Origin of the sequence: Thalassospira sp. CH_XMU1420-2, from assembly GCF_037029325.1 — a bacterium.
GTDB lineage: Bacteria > Pseudomonadota > Alphaproteobacteria > Rhodospirillales > Thalassospiraceae > Thalassospira > Thalassospira povalilytica.
Genome location: NZ_JAYMEG010000001.1, coordinates 220,217 through 234,517 on the forward strand (window position 1 = coordinate 220,217; position 14,301 = coordinate 234,517).

Annotated in this window: 14 protein-coding genes and 1 riboswitch; of the genes, 6 read left to right on the forward strand and 8 right to left on the reverse strand. The window is 55.8% G+C overall.

What is annotated here, in order from left to right; translation table 11 throughout:
• Window positions 1-2: 2 nt before the first annotated feature.
• Window positions 3-1,712, reverse strand: coding sequence for a methyl-accepting chemotaxis protein (locus WA429_RS01085; RefSeq protein ID WP_287464499.1), 1,710 nt, complete (start codon window positions 1,710-1,712; stop codon window positions 3-5).
• Between the two features lie 200 nt (window positions 1,713-1,912).
• Window positions 1,913-2,827, reverse strand: coding sequence for a transcriptional regulator GcvA (gene gcvA / locus WA429_RS01090; RefSeq protein ID WP_101246545.1), 915 nt, complete (start codon window positions 2,825-2,827; stop codon window positions 1,913-1,915).
• A 290-nt stretch (window positions 2,828-3,117) separates the two neighbouring features.
• Between gcvA and WA429_RS01095 the strand changes: the two genes are divergently transcribed.
• The 5 genes from WA429_RS01095 (at window position 3,118) to WA429_RS01115 (ending at window position 7,895) form a co-directional block, all read left to right on the forward strand.
• Window positions 3,118-4,305 (forward strand): NAD(P)/FAD-dependent oxidoreductase, encoded by a 1,188-nt coding sequence (locus WA429_RS01095; RefSeq protein ID WP_287464498.1) that lies wholly within the window; start codon window positions 3,118-3,120, stop codon window positions 4,303-4,305.
• A gap of 61 nt (window positions 4,306-4,366) precedes the next feature.
• Complete coding sequence (locus tag WA429_RS01100) at window positions 4,367-5,686, forward strand: aspartate aminotransferase family protein (RefSeq protein WP_287464497.1); 1,320 nt, start codon at window positions 4,367-4,369, stop codon at window positions 5,684-5,686.
• Between the two features lie 58 nt (window positions 5,687-5,744).
• Window positions 5,745-7,244, forward strand: a complete 1,500-nt coding sequence (gene amaB, locus WA429_RS01105) for an L-piperidine-6-carboxylate dehydrogenase (protein ID WP_287464496.1) — start codon at window positions 5,745-5,747, stop codon at window positions 7,242-7,244.
• Window positions 7,245-7,356: 112 nt separating this feature from the next.
• The gene (locus WA429_RS01110; protein WP_206926563.1) at window positions 7,357-7,611 is read left to right on the forward strand and encodes a CopG family ribbon-helix-helix protein; all 255 of its coding nucleotides are present in this window, start codon (window positions 7,357-7,359) and stop codon (window positions 7,609-7,611) included.
• Window positions 7,611-7,895 (forward strand): type II toxin-antitoxin system RelE/ParE family toxin, encoded by a 285-nt coding sequence (locus WA429_RS01115; RefSeq protein WP_114112025.1) that lies wholly within the window; start codon window positions 7,611-7,613, stop codon window positions 7,893-7,895. Before WA429_RS01110 ends, WA429_RS01115 begins: the two co-directional genes overlap by 1 nt.
• Before the next feature lie 57 nt (window positions 7,896-7,952).
• Here WA429_RS01115 and WA429_RS01120 read toward each other — a convergent pair whose 3' ends face one another.
• The 5 genes from WA429_RS01120 to WA429_RS01140 all read right to left on the reverse strand — a co-directional run bounded on the left by WA429_RS01120 (window position 7,953) and on the right by WA429_RS01140 (window position 13,461).
• Window positions 7,953-8,558 (reverse strand): superoxide dismutase, encoded by a 606-nt coding sequence (locus WA429_RS01120; RefSeq protein ID WP_101246540.1) that lies wholly within the window; start codon window positions 8,556-8,558, stop codon window positions 7,953-7,955.
• Between the two features lie 278 nt (window positions 8,559-8,836).
• Complete coding sequence (locus WA429_RS01125) at window positions 8,837-9,142, reverse strand: hypothetical protein (protein WP_287464495.1); 306 nt, start codon at window positions 9,140-9,142, stop codon at window positions 8,837-8,839.
• A gap of 211 nt (window positions 9,143-9,353) precedes the next feature.
• Complete coding sequence (thiE, locus tag WA429_RS01130; RefSeq protein ID WP_287464494.1) at window positions 9,354-9,986, reverse strand: thiamine phosphate synthase; 633 nt, start codon at window positions 9,984-9,986, stop codon at window positions 9,354-9,356.
• A complete protein-coding gene (thiM, locus tag WA429_RS01135; protein ID WP_287464493.1) occupies window positions 9,983-10,792 on the reverse strand; it encodes a hydroxyethylthiazole kinase in 810 nt (269 codons plus the stop codon). The genes thiE and thiM overlap by 4 nt, the downstream gene beginning before the upstream one ends.
• Before the next feature lie 76 nt (window positions 10,793-10,868).
• Window positions 10,869-10,974, reverse strand: a riboswitch (TPP riboswitch).
• Between the two features lie 129 nt (window positions 10,975-11,103).
• Window positions 11,104-13,461, reverse strand: coding sequence for a Tex family protein (locus WA429_RS01140; protein WP_114112021.1), 2,358 nt, complete (start codon window positions 13,459-13,461; stop codon window positions 11,104-11,106).
• Window positions 13,462-13,706: 245 nt separating this feature from the next.
• Here WA429_RS01140 and WA429_RS21410 point away from each other — a divergent pair, with 245 nt between their 5' ends.
• Window positions 13,707-13,979 carry a DUF1674 domain-containing protein gene (locus WA429_RS21410; RefSeq protein WP_412559274.1) on the forward strand — a complete coding sequence of 91 codons (273 nt, stop codon included), beginning with the start codon at window positions 13,707-13,709 and terminating at the stop codon, window positions 13,977-13,979.
• Window positions 13,980-13,989: 10 nt separating this feature from the next.
• On the opposite strand, the gene WA429_RS01150 is transcribed toward WA429_RS21410, so the two are convergent.
• Window positions 13,990-14,286: a hypothetical protein gene (locus tag WA429_RS01150; RefSeq protein WP_287464492.1), complete on the reverse strand. Its 297-nt coding sequence runs from the start codon at window positions 14,284-14,286 to the stop codon at window positions 13,990-13,992.
• Window positions 14,287-14,301: the final 15 nt, after the last annotated feature.

Consider the following 14,301-nt stretch of genomic DNA (forward strand, 5'->3'; position numbering starts at 1 on the left):
CGTCAGGTGCTGCTTTTTGAAACTGTTTGCGATGCTTCATCGGCAAGCTGCTTCAGGGCTGCAAGCACATCGGTCGTTGCGGCCTCCATCCTGGCAAAGGCCGCTTCGGCAGCCGGAATGTCATTATTGGCATAGGCCGCAATTGCGTCATGCCCGGCTTTGTGCTGATTTTCATGAGGTTGGCGCACGGCAGCAAATCCCGGCAGGTCCCGGAAGGGTTTGCTGGCGTCGCTGTCATACCATTTGCCAAACCGGCAACTGGTGGCGGCACCGATTTCAACATTGGCAGGATCGGCAAGCCCGGCCAGAACTTCGGCGACGGCCTTGAAATAGACGGCGTGCTCGGCCCGGGCACTTCGGATGGTGCGGTTGGGAATGTCATACCGCACAAGTTCGGAAACCTGTTGTTCTATCAGTTGTTCGACTTCCCCAACGGTTGCGATTGCCGATTTGATGGCCGTAACCTGTCCGCCGGTCTGGTTGGCAATGCCACTGATACCGGTGCGTACGGCATCGGTTGCGCGGTTTTGTTCATCAAGAATGTTGGAAATGTCGGCAATGCGTTGGGTGGTGTCTTCCATTTTGTTGCCGATTTCACTGATGTCATGGGCGACCTCACCCATGACTTCCTGCCCGCGCGATACTGCTTCGGTCCCCAGATTCATCGCATCGACAATGCCGCGCGTTTCGTCCTGAAGGTTGGAGATACGGGTTCGGATTTCCTCGGTCGCACGTGCGGTTTGCTGGCTCAGTGCCTTGACCTCGTTGGCGACGACGGCAAATCCCTTGCCGGCTTCGCCAGCACGGGCGGCTTCAATCGTGGCATTAAGCGCCAAAAGATTGGTTTCTGATGCAATGGCTTCGATCGACTGGACAATTTCCCCGATCTTTGCCGATGCATCGGCCAGAATATCGACCCGGCGCGACGCATCCTGAACCGCGTTGGCAATGGCATTCATGCTGTCGACTGCGCCATTGACGGTTTCCTGACCGTTGCGGGTGACATTGATGGCGTCTTCGGCATTGTCGGCAGCAACCCGACCGTTTTCCGCAATGTGACTGATGCCCGATACCATCTGATCGACCGCCGCTGAAATCGACTGGGCTTGCCGGTCGACATCGCTGATCACGTTCATCATCCGTGCATTTGAAATCGCACTTTCATTGATTGCGACTGACAAATCCATCGTGCGGTCAAGCTGTTGATCGGCAAACGCGTTTTCCGATGCCTTATGCCGGTTTTCGGCACTGGCATCGCAATAGGCCGTCAGGGTCAATTCGATATCAAGCAGCATGACCGATGTCAGGGCCGTGACGATTTTCCCGGCTTCGCCCGCACGCCATCGGAATTTGACAATAATGGTTTCAATCAGCGCATCGGTAACCGCGTTATAAGCGGAAATATAAAGTTTGGGCGTGATGGCGTATTCTTCGTGGCGTTTCCCGATGGCAATGGATTGCCGTACAAAATCATCATCAATCTTGCCATCAAACAGCTTTTGCCAGTGGGATTGAAGGGCATCGGTCAGCTGTGCTGTCACGCTATCGGAAAGGGAAGGCTGATCAGGACCGGCTTTTTGGGCGATGATCTTGTAAAATGTCCTGGCGCGTTTGGCGGCTCCATCGTGAATGTCCTTGGATGCCTTGCGCAAAATGCCAAATGTGGCCGGCAAGACGTCGTAGCGTTCAAGGCGGTCTTCAAGTAACGACACGGATTGAATTCCCTTCTCCCACCCCCGGCCAGTTTGCCGGACTGCTCCCGAATATGCTTTTGAAAGCATTTTTCTATATGGGGATTGCGCCCAAAAATGCGGCCCCGACCCCCGGATGCGGAAACTTTAGGGATCGCTGGTTCAATCGGCAATCAATTTTCTGTCCACAAGAATAGTATCTGGGTTTTGTTCGGGTGGGATCAGCCCGGGCGAGCTTCCTGTTCGGTTTTGCAGGTCGCGATCAGCCAGTCCCGAAAAGCCCGCACCGCAAAGTTGTTTTCCTTTTCCTTGGGATAGACAACGTAATAGGCGTGCTGATTGGGGATCGAGACATCAAAGGGTGCAACCAGGCGCCCGCTTTCGAGTTCTTCGCGCACCAGAAATTCCGGCAATAGTGCCAGACCCAATCCGGCGACTGCGGCCTGGATGACCATGTGGAAATGCTCAAACCGTGGTCCGGCCAGTTCGTCGACCACAGCCACCCCGGTTGCGGCCAGCCAATCCTGCCAGGCGCGCGGGCGGGTGGAATGTTGCAACAGCGTGCAGTTGCGCACTCGTTCGCGCGCAATCGGCAGATCGTCATTTTCCTTAAGCAGTTTGGGGGCACAAACCGCAATAAGCGTTTCACCCATCAGGCGATGGGATACACAGCCGGGCAGATTGTCATCCCCGAAATGGATGGCAATATCGATGCCTTCGCGGTCGAAATTGAACTCGCGCGTCTGGGTGATCAGATTAAGCTGGATATCAGGCCAGGTTGCCTTGAAATCCCCAAGGCGCGGCACAAGCCAGCGCGCGCCAAATGTCGGCAAAGTCCCGACATTCAGCATCCCGCCGGCATCGGAATAGGCCATGACCTGAAGGGTGGCGGCTTCTGCCCGGTCCAGAAGATCGCGAACCTGTGCGGCATAGGCTTCGCCCGCAGCAGTCAGTTTCAGGCGTTTTTTCACCCGGCGAAACAGATCACGACCCAGATATTCCTCAAGCGCACGGATCTGGCGGCTGATTGCGCTTTGCGTGACGTTCAGTTCTTCGGCAGCCCGGGTAAAGGACAGATGGCGGGCCGAGCTTTCAAAGAATTGCAGGGCAGTCAGCGATGGCAGGACGCGACGCATGAAGGATCCAGTTCATAACAAAATGGAATGATGTGGTGCGAATATATCGTTTGTTTGCTGTGCAGCCAAGGCGTAACGTTTTAAACGGTTCCAAGCCTCCTCGCGCCACCATATGAAGCGTTCAGGCCAAGAGCCATCGCGCTGGATTGCCGTCAGTTTGTAATGTTTCGGAAGGATGTCTCCCCCGTTTCGGACATGGATGGCATCCAGCGCATAAAACAAAAATGTCCGGGAAGAAGGCGTTCGGCCATTGGCCAGAGCTTCAACAATTTATCGGGTAGAAGGCAAGAATGGGTTCTGTTGACGCAAATTATGATGTGATCATTGTCGGTGGGGCGGTTATTGGCAGCTCCATCGCGTGGCATTTGACCGGCCGGGATGATTTCACGGGCCGGGTTCTGGTGATTGAAAAAGATCCCAATTACGAATTCTGTTCAACGGCCCTGTCGGCGGCATCAATCCGTCAGCAATTCTCGACCCCGGTGAATATCGAAATGTCGGCCTATGGCATCGATTTCCTGCGCAATCTGAAACGTGACCTTGATCCCGATGTCGACATTGCCCTGCATGAAAAGGGCTATCTGATTCTGGCAACCGATCAGGGGCGCGATATCCTGAAGCAGAACCACGCGACCCAGATCGAATTCGGTGCGGATATCGTCTGGATGGAACCCGATGAACTGGCCGCCAAATATCCGTGGATGAATACGTCTGATTTGTCGGCGGGGTGCTGGGGCCGCACGGGTGAAGGCTGGTTTGATGCCTATTGCCTGATGCAGTCGTTCCGCAAACAGGCCCGCCGGCGCGGTGCAGAATATATCGACGGCGAAGTTGTCGAACTTACCCGTCAAGGCGATCAGATTACCGGGGTTGTCCTGAAAGACGGGCGCAGGTTTGGCTGTGGGACGTTGATCAATGCGGCGGGAACCGGTTGTTCGAAAGTTGCCGGAATGGCGGGTCTTGAAATCCCGGTCGAGCCGCGCAAACGCTGCATCTTTGTCTTCAATTGCCGGGATGCCGAAGACATCAGTGCGTCCTGTCCGATGCTGATTGATCCAAGCGGGCTTTATGTCCGTCCCGAAGGCGAATTCTTTATCACCGGGATCGCCCCGCCCAAGGATCGTGACCCGGAATGCTGGGATTTCGAAGTTGATCACAGCCTGTTTGACGACATCATCTGGCCGGGCCTGTATGAGCGCTGCGAACGGTTTGAGGCGATCAAGGTCGTCAATGCCTGGGCTGGTCACTATTCCTATAACCTGCTCGATCAAAACGCGATCCTGGGACGTCATACCGATGTGAAGAACTTCGTCTTTGCCAACGGGTTTTCGGGCCACGGGTTGCAGCAAAGCCCCGCCGTTGGTCGCGGGATTGCCGAACTTGTCACCACGGGCAGTTATCAGACCCTTGATCTGTCGGTATTCGGGTATGAGCGCATCCGCGATAACGCCCCGGTTTTCGAGCTGAATGTTATTTAATTCGATTTCGAAACGATATTGCGAAATCAACATGTTAAACCAATTGTCGGAGCAGGCCCCAATGCCCCGTGATGATGCCAACAAAACTGCTGAAACGCTTGGCGCTTCCATTCGTGACCGTCAGACCGTCTCGGTTTCAAGCGGGGTGCGCAATGTGCACCCGGTCTATCTTGATCGGGCGCTGAATGCCGAAGCCTGGGACAGTGATGGCAATCGCTATATCGATTTCGTTGGCGGGATCGGTGTTTTGACTGTCGGCCATCGCAACCCGGTTGTGATGGATCGGGTGATTGCCCAGTGTGAGCGTTTTACCCACAGCTGCTTTAACGCGCTGCCCCATGAACCCTATGTTGCGGTGACCGACTGGCTGGCGGAAAACTGCCCGATTGAAGGTCCGGCAAAATCAATGCTGACCAATTCCGGGGCCGAGGCGATGGAAAACGCCCTGAAACTGGCCCGCGCCTTTACCGGCCGGACCGGGGTGATTGCATTCGAAGGGGCCTTTCATGGCAGAACGCTTGCGACCCTGGCACTGACCGGGAAGACCAAGCCCTATAAAACCGGTCTTGGGCCGCTTCCGGGGCCGGTCTGGCATCTGCCATATCCTTGCCCGGAAACAGGTACATCGGTTGAGTATGCAATGGCGGCTATTGCCAAGCTGTTTACGGTTTCTGCCGATCCGAAATCGGTTGGCGCCATCGTGATCGAACCGGTTCAGGGCGAGGGCGGTTTTCGTGCCTGTTACGGTGAATTCCTTGTCGCATTGCGCCGCCTTTGTGATGAAAACGGCATGGTTCTGATTGCCGATGAAATCCAGTCGGGCTTTGCCCGCACCGGCAGGATGTTTGCCATCGAACATGCCGGTGTTGCGCCTGATATCCTTGTCATGGGCAAGGGGATTGGTGGTGGTTTCCCGCTGGCCGCGATCACCGGTGCCGAGGATGTGATGAGCGCGCTGGCACCCGGTGGCCTTGGCGGGACCTATTCGGGCAATCCCGTTGCCTGTGCGGCGGCAACCGGTGTGTTCGAGGTTCTGGAAAAAGACAACATTCTTGGTCGTGCCAAGCAGCTTGGCGAGAAATATGCGACCCATATCGCATGGTTGCGTGATCTGCCCGGCGGGCATGTGATCGGCAATATGCGCGGAATTGGCGCCATGCGCGCGTTCGAGGTGATTGCAGATGACGGCAAGCCGTCACCCAAACGTCTGCAAAGCTTGTTGCAACTGGCCCGTGAAAGCGGGCTATTGTTAATGCCAAGTGGTGAACACGCCAATGTGGTGCGCCTGCTGGCACCTTTGACCATTCCGTTTGATCAGGTTGATGAGGCCTTTGCCATCATCGCCAGACTTCTGCCCAAAGTGGCGCAGGTAACGCAATAGGCATCACGGGAAATGCCGGTGGGATCACCGGAAAGTTTAAAAAGAAGGGAGTTTTACTGTGAGTTTCAAATCCATCCTGACCGAGCTTGGTCTGTCTGACGCCGAGATCGCCAATGGCACGCTTAAGGTCCAGACCCCGGTTGACGGTTCGGAAATCGCATCTGTTGCCGAAACCGATCCGGCGGCGATGACCGACATCATCGGCAATGCCAAAAAGGCATTCGGTGAATGGCGTCAGGTTCCAGGTCCGCGTCGCGGTGAACTGGCCCGTCTTCTGGGCGAAGAATTGCGCGCAGCAAAGGAACCGCTGGGGCGTCTGGTGTCGCTTGAATGCGGCAAAATCTATCAGGAAGGTCTTGGCGAAGTTCAGGAAATGATCGATATCTGCGACTTCGCAGTCGGTCTGTCGCGTCAGCTTTACGGTCTGACCATCGCATCAGAACGCCCGGGCCACAAAATGATGGAAACCTGGCATCCGCTGGGTGTTGTTGGTGTGATTTCCGCGTTTAACTTCCCGGTTGCTGTCTGGTCCTGGAACACCGCGCTTGCGCTTGTGTGCGGTAATGCTGTGATCTGGAAACCGTCGGAAAAGACCCCGCTAACCGCCCTTGCCTGCCAGAAAATCTTTGAAAAGGCACTGGCGAAATTCGGTGATGCACCCGAAGGCCTGCATCAGGTCGTGATCGGCGATCGCAAGATCGGCGAAGCCATGACCGACAGCCATGATGTGGCTCTGGTTTCGGCAACAGGTTCGACCCGCATGGGCCGCGAAGTTGCCCCGCGTGTAGCCGAACGGTTCGGGCGCACCATTCTGGAACTTGGCGGCAACAACGCCATGATCGTGACCCCGTCGGCCGATCTTGATATGACCGTTCGCGCGGTTGTGTTCTCGGCTGTTGGTACCTGTGGTCAGCGTTGTACCTCGCTTCGTCGCCTGATCGTCCATAAAGACGTCAAGGATCAGCTGCTTCCGAAAATCATTGCCGCTTACAAGTCGGTCAAAATCGGTGATCCGCTTGCCGATGGCACCCTTGTTGGTCCGCTGATTGATGAAGACAGCTTCAACAACATGCAGACCGCCCTTGCCAATGCCAAAAAGGACGGCGGCGTTGTTCATGGTGGCGAACGTGTGCTGGAATCCGAATATCCGAACGCGTTTTATGTCACCCCGTCGGTTGTTGAAATGCCGGGTCAGACCGATACCGTGCGCAACGAGACTTTCGCACCGATCCTGTATGTCATGACCTATGAAACCCTTGAAGAAGCCATCGCGCTTCAGAACGGCGTGCCGCAAGGCCTGTCTTCGTGCATCTTCTCGACCGATGTGCGCGAAACCGAACTGTTCCTTTCGGCGGTTGGTTCCGATTGCGGTATTGCCAACGTCAATATCGGCCCGTCCGGTGCAGAAATCGGCGGTGCGTTCGGTGGCGAGAAGGAGACCGGCGGCGGTCGTGAATCCGGTTCGGACGCCTGGAAGGCCTATATGCGCCGTGCAACCAACACCATCAATTATTCCCGCGAGCTGCCGCTGGCTCAGGGTATCAAATTCGACATCTGATCTCTCGCCCGATCAGGTTCGATCCAAACCCCGTCGGTTCGCCGGCGGGGTTTTTATTTGTCTCTGATTGCGATAGAATACGTTGTATTACGTCGCAACCAGAAGGTCGGTCATGAGCAAAGATACAATGGCGGTGCGCGTTGATGCAGATCTGCGCAAGCGGCTTGATAAACTTGCTGAAGCCTTCGGGCAGACACGTTCAAGCATCATCAATGATGCCCTTCGCCAGTATGCTGATCATCAGGAATGGCAAGTGAACCTTATTGCGGACCGCGCGCGCAGCATTGCCGAGGGTCGCGCAACACTGATTGATCATGAAGATGTGCTTGCCACGTTTGAGCAACGTTTTGCTGACAAGCACTCCTGATGCGTATTCGCTGGGACAGTCGGGCTATCGATGACCTGCGCGATATCCTTGATTACATAGAGGATCGCAATCCAACAGCAGCCCTTAGAACCTATCAGCTGATATCAGGTTCTGTTTCCCAGCTTGCCAGCCATCCCTTTATCGGTCGCACCGGGCGGGTGGAACAAACACGCGAAATGATTGTGAATGGCACGCCCTATCTTGTTGCCTATGGCCTTCAAGAAGATACGGTGACCATCATTGCGGTATTGCATGCCGCACGACGCTGGCCTGACGAGTTTTAAAAAAAAACGGCCCCCGAAGGGACCGCTTTCTTTAATCTCGTCTCAAAGCCGGGCTGATTAGCCGGCTTTGGAGAAGCGCTCTGCGACATATTCCCAGTTAACCAGGCTGTCGAGGAAGGCTTTGACATAGTCCGGGCGCGCGTTGCGGTAATCGATGTAGTAGGAGTGTTCCCAAACATCACAACCGAGCAGCGGGGTCTGACCGTGAACAAGCGGGTTTTCCGCGTTCGGGGTCTTGGTGACAACCAGTTTGCCGGATTTGTCGAGTGCGAGCCAGCACCAGCCCGAACCGAACTGGGTAACGCCAGCCTGAATGAAGGCTTCTTTGAAGGCATCAACAGAGCCGAAATCTTCGACGATTTTCTTTTCCAGTTCACCCGGAATGGCACCGCCGCCGTTGCCTTTCATCATCTGCCAGAACTCGATGTGGTTCCAGTGCTGTGCAGCGTTGTTGAACAGGCCGGCTTTGGATGCGTCGCCGTAAGATGCAACAACGATTTCTTCAAGCGACTTGCCTTCAAGGCCCGAACCTTCGAGCAGCTTGTTGCCGTTCACAACATAGGCGTTGTGGTGTTTGTCATGGTGAAACTCAAGAGTTTCAGCCGACATGACCGGCGCAAGTGCGTCATATGCATACGGAAGTGCTGGGAGTTCAAATGCCATGATACAGTTCCTCGACTTTCATTATTGGTCTGTGCGGTAACGCAACATATCCCTTTTTCCACCTTTGGTGAAAGTGAAAATCCCGTGCAACCTGTTGGAAACCTTTGTTGCAGGGCCACTTCACCGGGCAGGGAGGGGTGCCTCTGGGCCATAATCTAGGTCGGCTGGCATTTTATGCAATGCGCCGTTTGGCAATATGATATTGCCTGGCCCTGTTCACTGAACATCCCGGCCGGGAAAACGTTCCGGGGACTCGCCAAAAAAATCGGTGTCCCCGTTTATTCCTTATACAGGCCGGTGCGATGTTCGATATCCGTCCCGTTGCGGATCATGACGTCATATTCGCCCGTTGGCAGGGACGAAATATCGAGTTTGCACGGGAAGGTATGACAGTCACGATCAAGCGCAATGGTACCGTCCTGGTGTGTCAGAATGACTTCACCAGCCGGCTTTTCAGAGCTGATAGTAACACTGTCGGTCGTCGGCTTCGGGGCAATCCGGATGGCTGCCACAGCCGCGGTCGTTCCGGTCAGGATACAGATCAGGGCGATGGCGACCGGTTTGCTGCGCATAGATTTCAACATGATATCCCTCGCGCTTGTGTGCATCGATCTCATGGAAACAAGATGCACCCCGAAGCCGGAGAATTAGCGGCGCAATTGCGGCATTTCCGTGCGGTTTGCTGCGCGGGGTGGGGGACAGCCATGCGTCACTGCCATCAAAACCCCCGCCAGACCGGAAGTTCGGGCGGGGGTTTTGACGATGAATTTCGGGTCAGGTATCTGATTTAACCGGTTATTTCCGGGCTTTGATGGCATCAGAAATCTTGCGGGTGGCGCCTTCGGGGTCGGGTTGTCCGCAAATTGCCGATACAACCGCAATGCCGTTCGCACCGGCTTCAAATACCGGGTCGACGTGATCGCGTTTCAATCCGCCGATCGCAACGGATGGCAAACCGGCGATCCGAACCAGATTGGCAAGACCATCAAACCCGATGGCCGGTTTATGATCGGGTTTGGTCGGTGTGGCAAAGACCGGTCCAATACCGACATAATCGACAATCGACCGATCAACCTTGCGGGCGACAGTTTCGTCTTCGATCGACAGGCCAATGATCTTGTCCGGGCCAAGCCGGTCGCGCGCAGTTTTTGTCGGCAGGTCATCCTGACCGACATGCAATCCATCAGCACCGATGGCGATTGCGGCGTCGATATCGTCATTCACAATCAGCGGCACACCGGTACCGCGCATCGCATCCATCAGTTCGCGCCCAATGCGTATCAGACCTTCGGTACCGGCTCTTTTGTCGCGCAACTGGACGATGGTTGCCCCGCCAGCAATCGCTGCCAGAGTGGTTTCGACCATCGAATGAGTTCGGCACAGCTCGGGATCAAGCACCAGATAAAGGGACAGATCAAAGGATGTCATAGGACCTCGATACGCGCAGTGCCGGCAAAGGTTGCAGCATCAAGATTATGCAGCCCGTCAACAAAGGCCGTCATGAAGGATGCCGGACCGTTGGCTGATTTTGCCGCGATGCTTCCCGCAACGGCAAAATTGGTCAGGGCGGCGATGGTGGCTTCAAAAGCCTGATCTTTGGCGATTGCGGTATAGGCACCAACAAGTGCGGTCAGCGAACAGCCCATGGCCGTGATTTTCGGCATCAGGTCCGAACCACCGGCAATGCGGACATTGCGCGTTCCATCTGTGACAAAATCAACCTCGCCCGTGACGGCAACGATGGCCTTCTGCGCGGTGGCAAGGGTGCGGGCGGCTTCTTCGGCCTGTTCGACCGGATCGCCACTGTCAACGCCCTGACCGGCACTTTGGCCGCCGCCAAGGGCGATGATTTCGGAAGCGTTACCGCGAATGACAGTCGGGTTCAGTTTCAGCAACCGGGCAACCGTATCGCGGCGATATGTGGTGGCGAAATGTGCCACGGGATCAAGAACCCATGGCTTGCCTGCGTCATTTGCCGATTTGGCCGCGGCAATCATGCCTTCGACCCAATGGGGCGACAGGGTGCCGATATTGACGGTCAGTGCGCCTGCGATTGCGGCAAATTCTCCGGATTCTTCTGGTGTATGGACCATTGCCGGTGATGCGCCCGCCGCCAGAAGGACATTGGCAGCATAATTCATCGCAACATAGTTGGTGATGCAATGGACCAGCGGATTGGTCGCACGCATTTTTTCAAACAGCCCGGTTGCGGTGGTGGAAAGATCAGTCGTCATGTCGAGGCTCCAATGCAGCAAACTCAAGTGCGTTTGGAGACCCAGTTCGAAGTCGGAAAGATGGAGAACGCCGAAAATTTCGCGTTCACACCGTCCCTACGCCAGTATGAACTGGATCAGGTTCAAAGGGTCACTGCGCGGCAGTTTCTCAGCCCCCTGACGGGGCTCCCCTTGGTGAATGCCCAAAATGGGTTTTAATGTGCTTTCTGTCAATTCATCCTGTCGGTCACAGCATGATCAGGGACCAGAATGCAAACGGCGGGGCAGCTTGCGCCATCCCGCCGTTTGAAAATGTCGTTGGTTCGTCGTGATTATTTGCGACGTTCCATCGCAGCCTTAAGGGCGGCTGCCATCGCACCGCCGTCACCGCCGGAATTTCCGCCGGCATTACCGCGATTCCCGCCGCCAGATGTGTGTTGCGGGCGACCGCCATGACCACCGCGTGGTGCCTGCCCACGGTTATCGGACCGTTTTTCACGCACAGCTTCGTAATCCGGGGCCGATTTCATCGAAAGCCCGATACGTTTGCGGGGCGCGTCAACTTCCATCACCGTCACCGAGACGATTTGACCGGCCTTGACCACCTGGCGCGGATCTTCGACGAATTTGTCGGCCAACTGGGAAATGTGAACCAGACCGTCCTGATGGACTCCGATATCGACAAATGCCCCAAAATTGGTGACGTTGGTGACCGTTCCTTCAAGCTTCATGCCGGTGCGAAGGTCTTTGATTTCATTCACACCATCGGCAAATTTCGCGGTTTTGAATTCCGGGCGCGGATCGCGGCCGGGTTTGTCAAGTTCGGCCAGAATGTCGCGGATGGTCGGGACACCAAACGTGTCATCAGCGAAATCTTCGGCGCGCAGGGTCTTGATAAAGGCCGAGTCGCCAATCAGGGTCGCCAGCGGTTTTGATGCCTTTGCACTGATTTTTTCGACCAGCGGATAGGCTTCCGGGTGCACGGCCGATGCATCAAGCGGGTTCTGGGCACCACGAATACGCAAGAAGCCGGCACATTGTTCAAACGCCTTTGGTCCCAGACGTTCGACCTTTTTCAGGTCGGCACGGGACTGGAACGCACCGTTTGAATCGCGATAGCTGACAATATTGCGGGCCAGTGTTTCGGTCAGACCGGCAACTCGGGTCAAAAGCGGGATCGATGCGGTATTCAGGTCAACACCAACGCCGTTCACGCAATCCTCGACCACGGCATCAAGAGAACGGGCCAGTTTGGTTTCCGATACATCGTGCTGATACTGCCCGACACCGATGGATTTCGGTTCGATCTTTACCAGTTCTGCCAGCGGGTCCTGTAATCGACGGGCAATTGATGCTGCCCCACGCAGCGACACATCAAGATCGGGGAATTCTTCAGCCGCGAATTGCGATGCCGAATAGACCGATGCGCCGGCTTCGTTCACGATGACCTTGGTGGCCTTAAGGGCCGGAAAACGTTTCAGAAGCTGACCGGCAAGTTCATCCGTCTCGCGCGAGAACGTGCCATTGCCAATCGCAATCAGTTCGATCTTGTGACGGGCAGCAAGGGCTGCAAGGGTATTAAGCGCCCCTTCAACGTCATTGCGCGGCTGGAACGGGTAAACCGTTGCGGTATCGACCAGCTTGCCGGTGGCATCGACAACTGCGACCTTGACGCCGGTACGAACCCCCGGATCAAGACCCATGGTGGCCTTTTGCCCGGCTGGTGCGGCCAGCAGAAGATCCTTGAGGTTATCGGCAAAGACCTTGATTGCGCCTTCTTCGGCGCTGTCGCGCAGGGTACCAAACAGATCAAGCTCGATCGACAGCGACAGTTTGACGCGCCAGGTCCAGCGTACCGTATCAAGCAGCCATTTGTCGGCTGCCCGGCCCTTATCGGCAATGCCGACATGGGCGGCGATCATGATTTCAGCGCGGCCCGGCTGACTGCGCGGACGGTCTTCGTCCTCTTTGCCAAGGGTCAGCTTCAGCTGAAGGATATCTTCGTTGCGGCCACGGAAAAGTGCGAGCGCACGGTGCGACGGGCAGGTTTTGATTTTTTCGGAATGTTCGAAATAGTCGGAGAATTTCGCGCCTTCGGCCTGTTTGCCTTCGACCACGGTTGCGGTGATTTCACCTTCGTTCCACAAATGGTCACGCAGTTTGGCGACAAGGTCGGCATCCTCGGCAAAGCGTTCCATCAGGATCTGACGGGCGCCATCAAGGGCGGCCTTGGTATCTTCGACGCCCTTTTCGGCATCAACAAACTTGGCGGCCTCGGTTTCCGGATCAAGGGTCGGATCATTGAACAGGCCATCGGCTAGCGGCTCCAACCCTGCTTCGCGGGCGATCTGGGCCTTGGTGCGACGCTTTTTCTTATAGGGCAGATAAAGATCTTCCAGACGCGTCTTGGTATCGGCTTCGTTGATCTGGGCTTCAAGTTCCGGGGTCAGTTTTTCCTGTTCACGGATGCTTTCAAGCACCGATGCGCGCCGTTCTTCAAGCTCGGTCAGATAGCGAAGGCGTTCTTCCAGCGTACGCAATTGGGTGTCATCAAGCCCACCGGTCTTTTCTTTGCGGTAACGGGCGATAAACGGAACGGTAGAGCCTTCGTTAAGCATCTCGATGGTGGCAATGACCTGTTCCGGACGAACCGAAAGTTCTTCGGCGATACGCTGGGGAATTGGACGCATGGTTTCTCCTTGTTTTGCTCGTATGCCTGAAATAGCGGCTTTGGGCGTGATCGAAAAGAGCCAGTTTTTCCAAATTTTTCCCAAAGTCCGGATCAGGATTCCGTGTTTGATTCCAAAGGACTGAAATCCAATGTCTTTTGACCGGTTCGATCGCCCGGCGCCAAGGGTTGCGAGTGGTGGCCGATGACGTTATTTCTTTGGCAAATGTGATTTCAGGGGCGATGCGCCCAAGCAGGAGAATTCGGATGGCCGGCAAATTCCGCGAGACCGTCATTCATAACGTAGAGCCAAAAGAAAAAGCCGAACCGCAAACCGATGCGGCTGCAGATAGCGCAGCCGACGAAATCGCAGGTGCCGACACAGCCCCGCAATTGTCGCAAGATGCGATCAATGCGCTGGCCGAAGCAAAGGCCTTCAAGGAAGCGGCTGCCAAGGCCCGGGAAATCGGTGGCCCCAAAGGCCCGGAACCGACCCGCTTTGGCGATTGGGAAAACAAGGGCCGCTGCATCGATTTCTGATGCGACCTTACTACCCGGCCGGGCTGTGGGGCGGTCGGTCCGCGTTGTCTGGGCTTGCACGGCCGGTTGTCGGTAGATAATGGGTACGCAACGTGCGTGCATCGCGCTTGGTCACGGTTAACAGATCGCCTGACTGCACAAGCGCATTAAGTTCCCGTAATACAATGGCATGCGCCACCCCGAACAGCCGGGCAAAGGTCCGGCTGTCACGGGCGATATCTTCACGCGCGGCGACAAGAATGCCGGCTTGAACGGGGGTAAGTTCCGGCTGCGTTGCCATCAGGCGTTCGACCAGATGCAGAAACATCGCTGCATCCGGTGC